This window comes from bacterium (assembly GCA_024226335.1).
GTDB lineage: Bacteria > Myxococcota_A > UBA9160 > SZUA-336 > SZUA-336 > JAAELY01.
Map to the genome: position 1 here is coordinate 1 of JAAELY010000077.1, position 11,865 is coordinate 11,865.

Annotated in this window: 11 protein-coding genes; 4 read left to right on the forward strand and 7 right to left on the reverse strand. The window is 63.1% G+C overall.

What is annotated here, in order from left to right:
• Nucleotides 1-135: 135 nt before the first annotated feature.
• The gene (locus GY725_03370) at nucleotides 136-915 is read right to left on the reverse strand and encodes a 1-acyl-sn-glycerol-3-phosphate acyltransferase (protein MCP4003214.1); all 780 of its coding nucleotides are present in this window, start codon (nucleotides 913-915) and stop codon (nucleotides 136-138) included.
• Between the two features lie 98 nt (nucleotides 916-1,013).
• Here GY725_03370 and GY725_03375 point away from each other — a divergent pair, with 98 nt between their 5' ends.
• Nucleotides 1,014-2,645, forward strand: a complete 1,632-nt coding sequence (locus tag GY725_03375) for an FAD-binding oxidoreductase (GenBank protein MCP4003215.1) — start codon at nucleotides 1,014-1,016, stop codon at nucleotides 2,643-2,645.
• The gene (locus GY725_03380; GenBank protein MCP4003216.1) at nucleotides 2,642-3,451 is read left to right on the forward strand and encodes an enoyl-CoA hydratase/isomerase family protein; all 810 of its coding nucleotides are present in this window, start codon (nucleotides 2,642-2,644) and stop codon (nucleotides 3,449-3,451) included. The genes GY725_03375 and GY725_03380 overlap by 4 nt, the downstream gene beginning before the upstream one ends.
• 26 nt (nucleotides 3,452-3,477) lie before the next feature.
• Here the strand turns inward: GY725_03380 and GY725_03385 are convergent, their stop codons facing one another.
• Together GY725_03385 and GY725_03390 are read right to left on the reverse strand one after the other, a co-directional pair.
• Nucleotides 3,478-4,956 (reverse strand): DegQ family serine endoprotease, encoded by a 1,479-nt coding sequence (locus tag GY725_03385; GenBank protein MCP4003217.1) that lies wholly within the window; start codon nucleotides 4,954-4,956, stop codon nucleotides 3,478-3,480.
• Between the two features lie 11 nt (nucleotides 4,957-4,967).
• Nucleotides 4,968-6,329 (reverse strand): PDZ domain-containing protein, encoded by a 1,362-nt coding sequence (locus tag GY725_03390; protein ID MCP4003218.1) that lies wholly within the window; start codon nucleotides 6,327-6,329, stop codon nucleotides 4,968-4,970.
• Between GY725_03390 and galK the strand changes: the two genes are divergently transcribed.
• Nucleotides 6,324-7,637 (forward strand): galactokinase, encoded by a 1,314-nt coding sequence (gene galK, locus GY725_03395; protein MCP4003219.1) that lies wholly within the window; start codon nucleotides 6,324-6,326, stop codon nucleotides 7,635-7,637. The genes GY725_03390 and galK overlap by 6 nt on opposite strands.
• On the opposite strand, the gene GY725_03400 is transcribed toward galK, so the two are convergent.
• From GY725_03400 to thiS, 4 genes are read right to left on the reverse strand one after another with little or no spacing between them, the layout of a single operon-like run.
• A complete protein-coding gene (locus GY725_03400) occupies nucleotides 7,634-8,989 on the reverse strand; it encodes a PDZ domain-containing protein (GenBank protein MCP4003220.1) in 1,356 nt (451 codons plus the stop codon). The genes galK and GY725_03400 overlap by 4 nt on opposite strands.
• The gene (locus tag GY725_03405) at nucleotides 8,990-9,610 is read right to left on the reverse strand and encodes a thiamine phosphate synthase (GenBank protein MCP4003221.1); all 621 of its coding nucleotides are present in this window, start codon (nucleotides 9,608-9,610) and stop codon (nucleotides 8,990-8,992) included. It lies immediately after the preceding gene.
• On the reverse strand, nucleotides 9,607-10,386 hold the full coding sequence (locus GY725_03410) for a thiazole synthase (protein MCP4003222.1): 780 nt from the start codon (nucleotides 10,384-10,386) through the stop codon (nucleotides 9,607-9,609). Before GY725_03410 ends, GY725_03405 begins: the two co-directional genes overlap by 4 nt.
• Complete coding sequence (thiS, locus tag GY725_03415) at nucleotides 10,386-10,562, reverse strand: sulfur carrier protein ThiS (GenBank protein ID MCP4003223.1); 177 nt, start codon at nucleotides 10,560-10,562, stop codon at nucleotides 10,386-10,388. Before thiS ends, GY725_03410 begins: the two co-directional genes overlap by 1 nt.
• A 129-nt stretch (nucleotides 10,563-10,691) precedes the next feature.
• On the opposite strand from thiS, the gene alr reads away from it, so the two are divergent.
• Nucleotides 10,692-11,804, forward strand: a complete 1,113-nt coding sequence (alr, locus tag GY725_03420) for an alanine racemase (protein ID MCP4003224.1) — start codon at nucleotides 10,692-10,694, stop codon at nucleotides 11,802-11,804.
• Nucleotides 11,805-11,865 lie beyond the last annotated feature (61 nt).

Below are 11,865 nucleotides of genomic sequence, written 5' to 3' on the forward strand. Positions count from 1 at the left end.
GCGAGAAGCGGGAGTCGCCGCCTGAGCAAGAAGCGTGATCCGATCGCAGATCCGTAGATCTGCAGAGGGTCGCGCGACGCAGCGCAGGCGGATGCATCGCGCTTCGCAGCCGCAGCCTCCCTGTGCAGAGGTTCCCTAGTCGACCCCGCCCGGATCCACGCCCTTTTCTCTAAGGCGCTTGCGGGCGCGACGCCGCAACTCTCCGACTGCTTTGTGGGCCTCTTTGCGCAATTGATCGCGAGAGCTCCATTCGACGCCTTCGACCGGGATCGGTTCACCCACTTCTACGACCACGGGTCCCTCCCGGATCACCGGGCTCTCCGGTCGCCAGACCGCATACGTTCCGGCCACCGCTACTGGCAACACGGGTAGATCGAACTGCTGGGCGGTCGCGAAAGCGCCTTTGCGGAATTCCCGAAAAGCGCCCGTGCGATCCCGCGTGCCCTCGGCAAAGAACAGGATCGAAACATCTTCGTTTCTTCGGGACATATTCGTACGCAGGCGTTCGACGTCGGATCTCGCTGCCGTGCGGTCGACACGGATGTTCCCCGTCATGCGCAGCGCATGACCCAGAATGGGGATGTTCATGATCTGCTTCTTTGCAACGAAGCGCAGCACGAGTTCGGGAAGTCCCGCGAGCAGCGTGTAGGGGTCCATATTGCTCTCGTGGTTTGCGACCACCACGTAGGCCTGCCCCGGTTTCAGCTTCTCGAGTCCGTGAACTTCCAGTTCCGTGCCCGCCAGGCGAAGGCCGAGTTGGGCTACGCCTCGGTACCAGATGTGCGCGTCTCGCGGAGAGGCACCCGCGAGCGAATGAACGATCGCGCAGATGCTGGCTATGGCGAGTGTCACCGGCAGGAGCACGAAAGACGAGATCGGTCGAAGAATCCCGCGAATGCGTCTGACAATCCCCATGCCCAGAAACTAGCAGCCGGCGCAGCGTTCGAAAGCGCTTGCCCGCCGGTTGTCGGGATGCATCATAATGCACCTCGTTTCGATGGAGAGGAGAGCGGATGGGCAACGATCCGGGAACGCGCCGGATGAAGTTCTGGGGCTGGGGCTGGGATGATGAGGGGCCGGATGAGGCGACCTGTGGGAAACTCGCTGTGGGCCTGGGGAAGCGTTTCGGCCGCGAGTTGACCGTCGAGCCCTATCCCAAAATCGATCAAATTGATCTGCCCGTTCCGCGCATTGCGCGGCCGAAGAGACTCGAGTCCATCCTGACTGACGATCCCTGGGAGCGCGCACGTCACACGTACGGGCGCTCCTACAGAGATATCGTGCGCGGTTTTCGGCGCGAATTTTCGTCGCCCCCGGACTGGGTCGCAATACCGGACGACGAAGATCAGCTCGTCTCGCTGCTCGACTGGTGTGCTGATGCGAATCTGGCCGCAATCCCGTTTGGCGGTGGTTCCAGTGTGGTCGGTGGTGTCGAGTGCTCGGTTGGCGACGAGTACGCTGGAGTGATCAGCATCGATCTGGCCGGTCTGTCCGAGGTCATCGAGATCGATCGCGAAAGCCGCGCCGCCCGCATCCAGGCGGGAATCTACGGCCCCGCCCTCGAAGACGCGCTACGGCCCCACGGCCTCACTTTGCGCCACTTTCCACAGTCCTTCGAGTTCTCCACGTTGGGAGGCTGGATCGCCACGCGCAGCGGTGGTCACTACGCCACTCGCTATACCCACATAGACGACTTCGTCGAGTCCATGCGCGTGCTCACTCCCAGCGGCTGGTTCGAAAGTCGCAGACTGCCCGGGAGCGGTGCCGGGCCGAGTCCGGATCGCCTGCAGATCGGGGCGGAAGGGACGCTTGGGATCATTACCGAGGCCTGGATGCGCCTACAGGATCGACCGGGTTTTCGGGCGAATGCGAGTGTCAGCTTCGAGAATTTCGAATCCGCCGTGAGCGCCGTTCGCGCCCTTTCGCAATCGGGCCTCGAACCGGCGAACTGCCGTCTTCTGGACGCCAACGAGGCCGCTGCTTCTGCAGGAGGATCGGGCAGCGAGACCCTGGTGATTCTGGGATTCGAATCCGCCGATCACGCACTCGACGCCTGGATCGCGCGCGCCGCTGAACTCTGTCGCGATCACGGCGGTGTCGTACCTCAAGACGCCATCCGCACGCGCACCGACGCGGCGGCCTCGCGCGAAGGCAAGTCCGGTGCGTGGCGCAACTCCTTCATCAGAGCTCCCTACGCGCGCGACGCGATGGTCGCGATCGGGGTTTTGTCAGAGACCTTCGAGACCTCGATTACCTGGGAGCGATTCGGCGCGTTGCATGCGGGGGTCATGAGTGCAACCCGGGACGCCCTGCAACGCGTGTGCGGAGGCGGTTCTGTGAGCTGTCGCTTCACTCACGTGTATCCGGATGGACCGGCTCCGTACTTCACCATCATGGCACCCGCCAAGCGCGGCAGTGAGATCGAACAGTGGGCCGAGATCAAGCAAGCCGCGGCGGATGCGGTCATCGCATGGGGCGGAACCATTACCCATCACCATTCCGTGGGCCGGGATCACCGAGCCTGGTACGACAAGCAGAGACCAGATTCCTTTGCGCGCGTGCTGCGTGCTGCAAAAAGTGAACTCGATCCACACGCCATTTTGAATCCGGGTGTCCTCTTTGATCCGGCGAGGAGCAAACGATGAGTGACGCTTACGAAACTCTGCTGATCGAACGCGAAGACGACGGCCTGGTATGCCTGACCCTCAACCGCCCGGATTCGCTAAACGCGATGAATCCCCAACTCGTGGAGGACCTCAACCAGTTTATCGACTCGCTGTTTCACGACGAGCACGCGCGGGTCGTGCTGATCCGGGGCGCAGGCCGTGGCTTCTGCGCCGGCCTCGACCTGAAGGAAACCACGGCGAGTCCGGATCGGAAACCCACCATCAGCGGGGGATTGCGCGGGCAGCGACGCATCAGCGAGATCGTCATGAAGATGCGACGCGTACCGCAGGTCTTCGTGGCCTGCGTTCACGGCCCGGCCTGCGGTGGTGGCTTTGCGCTGGCGCTGGCTTCCGATGTGCGAATCGCGGGTGAGTCGGTGCGCATGAACGCCGCCTTCATTCGCATCGGGCTTTCCGCCTGCGATGTCGGTGTGAGTTATTTTCTGCCGCGTCTCGTCGGCGCTTCGCTCGCGTCAGAGCTTCTGCTCACGGGCAAATTCATCGACGCCGAGCGCGCGCTCGCAACCGGGCTGGTCTCCCAGGTCGTACCCGACGAGAAACTGGAAGCGGCGGGTCGTGCGACCGCGCAGGAGATTCTTGCGAATTCCCCGATTGGCGTGAGGCTGACGAAGGAATGCCTGAACCACAGCATCGATGCTGGCAGCCTCGATGCCGCGATCGCCATGGAGGACCGCAATCAGATCCTGGCGACTCGCAGCGAGGACTTTCGCGAGGGAATCAGCGCCTTCCTGGAGAAGCGTCCGCCCCGCTATCAGAATGACTGACGAGAATTCTCGAATGCTCTGAGGGTCTACTCGTCCCGCTTCACTGCCAGATACAGAGTGGTTGCCCCGCGCTGCACGAGCAGTACTGCGTGTTCGCGGGCGTCCTCGAGCGCTTCCTCGAGTCCGGCAGGTGTTCTGACTGGCTCGCGATTCGCTTCGATGATCACGTCACCTGGTCGAAGACCTGCGCGTCCGGATTCGGAGTTCGGGTCGACCTCGGTCACTGCGACGCCACCGTCGGATTCGTCGAGTCCCAATTCCTCGGCCACCTGGGGCGTGATCTTCTGGACTTCGAAACCCCACTTGGATGCTGGCGACTCCGCGGACGCGAGCTGAACTTCGTCGTTCTCCATCTTCTCGAGTACTGCGGTGAGCTTCGTGCGCTTGCCTTCTCTTTGAACCACCACGCCCACGGCCGAACCCGGTGGCGTTGACGCGACGATGCGCGGCAGGTCATTGAAATCCTTGATCTTCGAATCGTTGAACTCGATGATCACGTCACCGCGTTTCAGCTTGGCCTTTTCGGCGGGACTGTTCTCGAATACCTGGCCGACTAGCGCACCCTCGGGCTCTTCCAGACCGAAGGCCAGCGCCATGGGCTCGTCGACCCGCTGAATCTGTACTCCGAGCCAGCCGCGCGTCACGCTACCTGTTTCCCGCAGTTGGGGAAGCAGGCTCTTGGTCATGTTGATGGGAATCGCGAAGCCGATGCCCTGGCCGGCTGCGGCGATCGCCGTGTTGATGCCGACCACGCGCCCCTTCATGTCGATCAGCGGCCCCCCGGAGTTTCCGGGATTGATGCTCGCGTCGGTCTGTAGGAAATCGTCGTAGGGTCCGGCGATCTGGTGACCGCCAAAACTACTGCGACCCTTTGCCGACAGGATGCCGACGGTCACCGTGTGATCTAGACCAAAGGGATTGCCGATGGCCATGACCGAATCACCCACGCGCACCGTTTGGGAGTCGCCCAGTGCCGCCGCAGTGAGCTTCTTGGGCACATCGACCTTGATGAGCGCGATGTCCGTCTTGGGATCGAGACCGATGATCGTGGCGGTCGCTTCCTTGCCGTCCCTGAATGCGACGATCACTTTATCGGCGTTTTCAACGACGTGGTTGTTCGTCACGATGTAGCCATCTGGTGAGATCACGAAACCCGAACCCGACGAGATCGAGCGACGCGGACGGGGTTTCGGGTGCTCGCGTTTGCCCGGCTTGCGAAAGAACTCCTCGAGAAACTCTTCCGGGCCGCCGAGTTCACCGCCGTGGCTCTTGCGTTCGATCTTGATGTTGACGACCGATGGGGAGAGTTTCTCGGCCAGATCTGCGAGTGACTCCGGGCGCATCGAAGCACTGCTACCGTCTCCATCCTGCCAGAAATGCGCGCCCGTCTCGGCGTGCGCCCGGTTTTCGGTCAAGCGGATTTCGAGCCCGACCGGTTGGACCACGAACCAGACGGCCGCAGTGGCAAAAGTCACGACGGCCAGGATGGATATGCGCTGTATCATCGATTCATCTCCTACGAGAGTTCCAGGGTTACTGAACCGTCTCTCAAGCCCCGCTTGACGGTTAGCAATACTTGCGGTCGCCCGCGCAGCTTAGTCACTGCGCGTCGGAAGGCAACGCGATCTTCGATCCGATCGCGATTGATACCGAGAATCACGTCGCCGGGCCGCAATCCTGAATTGGCTGCCGGACTGCGCGGAATGACCCGTCTGATCACCAGTCCGCTCACATTGGCCGGAATCCCGTAGCGTCTTGCCAAGTCCTGGTTCAGTTCGGTGACCTCTACCCCGAGCAGGATTTCGGCCAGCTCCTCCGCGCGCTCCTCGGGAAAGGCGACGGCCTTGATCTTCAGGTTCAGCGTCTTGTCGCCACGCTCGATCTTGAGATTCGCACGATCTCCGGGCGTCAACCCGCTCAGGATTTCGAAGTAGTTGCGCATGGACATCAGCCGGGTGCCGTCGAATTCGAGCAGGATGTCACCGGCGCGTACGCCGATGCGATCTGCGGGTGACTGGTCGAAGACGTAGGAAACCAGAACTCCCGTACTGCCTTCGTGTTCGAGGGCGCCGCGCAGTGCCGGTGTCATTTCCTGAAGGCGCATTCCCAACCAGGTAGGGACGACTTCACCGTAGTAGATCAGATCGTCGACGATGCGCCGCGCGCGGTTGATCGGAATTGCGAAACCGATCCCTTCGGCTTCGCCGAGAATGGCCGTATTGATGCCGATCAACTCCCCATCGAGATTGAGAAGAGGACCACCGGAGTTGCCCGGATTGATACTCGCATCGGTCTGGAGAAAACCGTGGTACTCGCGCGAACCCGTTCGGATCGAACGGTTCTCTCCAGAAAGCACGCCGGTGGTCACGGTGTGATTCAGGCCGAACGCATTGCCGATGGCGATCACGGTTTCGCCGATCATGACGTCGTCCGAATCGCCGATCGTCGGGCTCGGCAATTGCTCGTCGGTGACCAGGCGAATGACGGCCAGGTCGCTCGAGGGATCGCTGCCGATGAGTTCTGCTTCGAATTCGCGATTGTCGCTGAGAGTGACACGGATATGCGCGGATCCTGCAAGAACGTGCTCATTGGTGAGCACGTAGGGTGGTGCGATGATGACGCCGGTTCCCAGATGTTGTTCGGGCCGGGAGTTGCGTGTCAGATAGCGATTGAAAAAGCGCTCGAATAGCGGATCGCCTCTGAAAAACGGATTGACCAGCTGACTGACGGGCTGTGTGGTGGTGATATTCACAGTTGCCGGTACGGCGGATTCGACCGCCCGCACGATCGGCGTGCGACGGGACTCCCGATTCGCCAGGGCGAGCGGGGGCAGGACCGCCAGCAGTATGATTGCGATTCTGATTCCAGCGATGTGCATCCAGGTCCCCCGCGTCCAGTTTGCCCGGTCCGGCAATGCGTACGATCTCCTGGCAGGACAAGGAGCCCGTGCCCGGTAGGACGGCATGCCATCCACAGATATTTAGCATCCACCCGGGGAGCCCGGGGAAAGGGTTCAGGCCTGTCGGCTGAAAATCGACACTCTCGCGCTGACCAGCCGTTCGGGCAGCCGGCCACCGGCGCGGCCCGAGCGCCGGGACGCGTGAATCTGATTGGCGAGCACACCGACTACAACGGTGGGCTGGTTCTGCCGGTGGGCATCGACCTCGAGACGCGGGTCTGGCTGCGCTTCCGCACGGATCGAATGGTTCGCGGAGCCTCTCGCGAGCACGGGGAGGTGCGGGAGAAACTCGACGCCCCCCCAACGGGGCATTGGCTCGACTACGCTCGTGGCGTGGCTCGGGAACTGGTGTCGGATGGGCGTATTCCCGCGCGCGGCTTCGACGCTCGGGTGGAAACGGACCTGCCCGTGGGCGCCGGTCTGTCGAGTTCGGCTGCGCTGGAAGCCGCCTTCGCGCTGGCTCTATTGTCGGCCGCTGGCTCCCCTATCCGCAGCGAGGAAAGGCCCGCCCTGGCTCGCCTCTGCCAGCGCGCGGAGTCCGATTTCGTGGGCGTGCCGTGCGGCCTGATGGATCCCTATGCCGTTTTGTGCGGGCGCGATCGCTGCGCGATCCTGCTCGATTGTGGCAGCGAGGAGGCAGCTTCAGTCGAAATCCCGGGCGACATCGAGATCGTGGTGTTTGACACGGGAGTGACCCGCGAGTTGCGCGAGGGAGGCTATGCGCAGCGACGGGATGAGTGTGAGCGGGCGCTGGAGCAGGCGGCCGTCGCGCTCGCGCGGCCGATCGAATCGCTCTCGAGCCTGCGTCCCGGTGATCTGGGAGCCGTCGGTGGCCGGGTCGATCCGATCGTTTTTCGCCGCACACGTCACGTCGTGAGCGAGAACGCGCGCGTGCGAGAGTTCGCCGCGCGAATTCGCGCCGGAGATCGCGGCGGCGCGGGCAAGGTGCTTTTTGCTTCCCACGAATCGCTGCGCGTCGATTTCGAAGTCACCATTCCCGAGTCAGACGCACTGGTCGAGGATTCGAGAGACCTACCGGGTTGCCTGGGATCGCGCATGACCGGTGCTGGTTGGGGAGGCTGTACGCTGCACCTGGTGAGCGCGGGGAGTGCAGAGGCATTCTCCGCACAGCTTGCCACACGCTTCGAAGCGCGCTTCGAACGCGCACCGCGCCACTGGATCGCGAAACCGGCCGCCGCGGCCAGCGTTCTCGAGACGAGTCCTTAGGAGTTAGGATCCGCACTCGGTGCAGCTGGGGCGTCTTTTGAGCGAGGCACGATCAGCATGAAACGCAGATCGTCGCCGCGCAGTGCACGCACCAGAAAAGGCTGGTTCGAGAGCTTGCTCACGGCTTCCCTGAAGTCGTCGAGGCCCTTGATCTCGAGATCTTCGATCTGCACGACCAGATCGCCCTGGTTCATCGAAGCCTCGGCCGCCTCCGAGCCGCCTTCGACGAATGACACGAGCACGCCTTGGCGCATGCTCAAGCGGTGGCTGCGAAACAGACTCTCGGTGACCTCCTGGACGGTGAATCCGTGCTCGGTCTCTTCCTCGTCGGGCACCACTTTCGGCTGTGCCGTCAGCTTGGCATTGAGCATCTGCACCTTCTCGTCGCGGAAGATTCCGACCTGCACTTCTTTGCCCACGTCCATCTGAGCCACCATTCGCTGGAACAGGCCCAGGTCGTCGGGCTTTTCTGCGCGTAGTTCCTCGCCGTCGATGGTCTGGATGATGTCGCCGACGTGCACACCGGCCGCCTCCGCGGGCGAACCTCGAACGACAGAACCGACGAGCACGCCGTGCACCGAGGGCTGATCCCAGTAGCGCGCGAGTTCTCGCGGGAACGGCTGAATCGTCACGCCCAGGTAGCCGCGTGCGATGCTGCCCAGCGCGAGCAGATCCTCTTCGACTCGCCTGGCAGTATTGATCGGGATCGTGAAGCCGATACCGCGCCCCTGACCGCGCGAGTTGATGCCGACGACTTCTCCCTTCAGATTGATCAATGGTCCACCCGACGAGCCGTGGTCGATCATGGCATCGGTCTGAATGAAGTCATTGAGCATCTGCGAGCCACTCAGGTCGCGGCCTTTGGCGGATACGATTCCGAGCGAGACGGTTCCCTGGAGTCCGTAGGGATTGCCGATCGCGATCACCCACTCACCCACTCTCAGGGATTCGGAGTCGCCGATCGCGGCTGCGGGGAATTCGTCCTCTCCGTCGCGCGGAGAAATGCGCAATACGGCGACATCGGTCTGTTTGTCGGTACCGACGACCTCGGCTTCATAGCGACCTTCGCGTCCCGGCACGACCACACTGACCTTCTCGGCGCGATCGACCACGTGACGGTTCGTGAGCACGACACCGGACCTGCCGGTAATGAATCCGGAACCGGTGACGAGTTTGCGCCGGTTGTTGACCCGGATGGCGGCTTCGACGTGCACGACCGACGGCGAAACCCGCATGTTCACGTCGATGATGCGTTCCTGTAGCTGGTTCAGGGCGTCTTCCGCGACGGCCCACCCGGGCTGCATGAGCACCGTGGTTCCAGCCAGTACCAGCAATAGTAGGGTCCGGTTCATCTAGTCATCCTCCGTCAGTGCCATCGAAAAACTGCGTGCCGCCGTCTCGGGTTCCGGTGCAGCGCCGATTGCGCTTACCGCCGCTACCCCACTTGCTCCCGCGGAGAGCATCTCCGGGACACGCTCCGCCGTGATTCCACCCAGAGCCAGAACCGGAATATCGAGTCCAGACGTGACCTCATTTAGCCACGACTGGCCCCGAGCGCGCGCTCCAGGCTTGGATTTCGTTGGATAGATCGGCGAGACGGTGACATAGCTTGCACCCTGAGCGGCCACGCGCTGCGCTTCTTTGGCACAGTGAGCCGAATAGCCAATCCACGCGTTGTCCGGGAGCCAGCGGCGCGCAACCTCGACGGGAACGGAATCTGCCGCCAGGTGGACTCCATCCAGGTCCCAGGCACGAGCGATGTCGAGTCTGCGACTGGCGAGCACGTGCAAGCCCTCTGCCCGCAACGGCTCGATTGCATCGAGCAGGTGCGACCAGTGTTCGCCGCTCGCGTCGCGCATTCGCAACACCACCATGCGAAGACCGCCCAGAAAAGCCGCTCGGATGACTTCATCTTGCGGCCGATCGCCCGTTCCGCGAGCTCCATCAGTGATGTAGCAAAGGCGCGGGATCACGATACGTCGATCAATCCTTCCAATGGGCTCGAGGCCTGCGCGTGTAGACGGCGCGGCATCCGTCCGGCCTCGTAGGCCAGGCGTCCGGCTTCGATTCCGAGTTTCATGGCTGTCGCCATCTTGATCGGGTCCTTCGCAGACGCGATGCCGGTATTCATCAGCACGGCCGTGCAACCGAGTTCCATGGCCAGAGCCGCATCCGATGCCGTGCCTACGCCGGCGTCGACGATCACCGGAAGGTCCACGCTTTCCAGGATGATGCGGATGTTGGCGGGGTTGCGAATTCCCAGTCCCGATCCGATCGGCGCCGCGAGCGGCATGACCGCAGCGCAGCCGATTTCCGCCAGACGCATACACGCAACCGGATCGTCGGTGATATACGGCAGCACAGTGAAGCCTTTGTCGACAAGGATGCGCGCGGCCTCGAGGGTCGCGGCGCTGTCCGGGAAAAGAGTGCGCGGGTCGCCGATCACCTCGAGTTTGATCAGCGGTGTGTCGAGCAACTCGCGCGCGAGTTCGGCCGTGGTGACGGCCTCCTGCACGGTGAAGCAACCGGCGGTGTTGGGCAGGATGTGAAACTGGTCGGGCGGGATGTGGTCCAGAAGTGAATCTGCACCGCGTTTCTTGAGGTCGATCCGGCGCACTGCGACCGTGATCATCTCGGCACCGCTGGCATCCAGTGCCTCGCGGTTCTCCCTGAACGACTTGTATTTGCCCGATCCGATGATCAGCCGCGAGCGCAGCTCCAGATCACCCAGGCGGAAATTCTCAGACATCAGCCACCTCCGACGGCTTGTATTACCTCGACGCGATCGCCCGGTGAGAGCTTCACCTCGCAATAGCGAGACCGTGGAACGATTTCGTCGTTCACGGCGACGGCGACCCGGCGTCCCTGTAGATCGAACTGCTCCAGGAGGGAGAGGATCGAGAGGGATTCTTCCGTCGTTTGCATCTCGCCGTTGAGTTCGAACCTCACGGGCCGACGGTAAGCGATGCACACGGGGAGTTCAAACCGATCCTCCAGAAGCCCCGCGGGCTCCCCGCACGGCCCGCGTGGAGAGACCGGGCTAAGATCCCGGCGATGGATGAACGGAAGCACGCCTGGGCGGAGATCGATCTATCCGCTCTCGAGAACAACTATCGCTGGATCCGGGATCGCGCCGACAATCGCCGGATCATCGCCGTGGTGAAGGCCAATGCCTATGGGCACGGCGCCGTTCCGGTGGCGCGGGCCCTCTCGGGCGCGGGCTGCGACGCGTTTGCCGTCGTCACGCTGGGAGAGGCTCGGGAGCTGCGCGCTGCCGGTATCCTGCAGCCGATTCTGCTCCTGGAGGGGACCTTGCGGAGCGACGAGGCCGACGAGGCGATCGCCACGAATCTCGTTCCGGTGATCAGCCGCATCGAGGCCCTCGACTCGCTCGATGCGGCGGCCAATCGGGTCGGACGGCCGGTTCCTTTTCATCTGAAACTCGATACCGGGATGGGCCGCCTCGGACTCTCGCCTCGCCAGCTCGGAGCTTTCCTGGAACGGCTCGCGGGCTCTTCCCGCCTGCGACTGCAAGGTGTAATGAGCCACCTGGCAGAGGCCGACGATCCCGATTCGCCCGCGACCCAGGAGCAGCGGCGTGTGTTCGGCGAGTTGGTCGGGCAGGTCCGCTCGAGCGGCCATTCCCCGGAGTGGATCCACATCGACAATTCCGCTGGAGTGGTGCGCGGCGCCGCCCCGGAGACGACCGCAGTTCGCCCCGGACTTCTCCTGTACGGCGCCGATCCGACACTCGAGGGCGGTAACGCGCTCGAGCCGGTCATGTCCTTTTGCGCACGCGTGTGCCATTCGAAGAGCGTTCCGCCGGGCGCGAAGATCGGCTACGGCGGGGTCTTCATGTCGCCCCGTGGTACCTGCATCCTGACCGCGGCGGTGGGCTATGCGGACGGTCTGCCGCGGGCTGCGGGCGGCCGCTACGAGGTCGGCTACCGCGGGACCCGGATTCCCATCGTCGGCCGGGTTTCGTGTGATTTCACGACGCTGGACGCGGGTCCGCTCGAGGCCGGCGGAGTGGATGAATCGGTACTGCTGTTTGGACGCAGGGACGGTCTGGAAATCCCCGTCGAGGAACTCGCCACCGCCGTCGACACGATTGCCTACGAGATTCTCGTGCGCATCGGAGCCCGTGTCCCGCGCATCCCCGTCTGAGTCAGGGCTGCGCTGCTGACCGTGCCCGGCGCAGCTTCTGGCTACGCAGTTGACCGTGCCC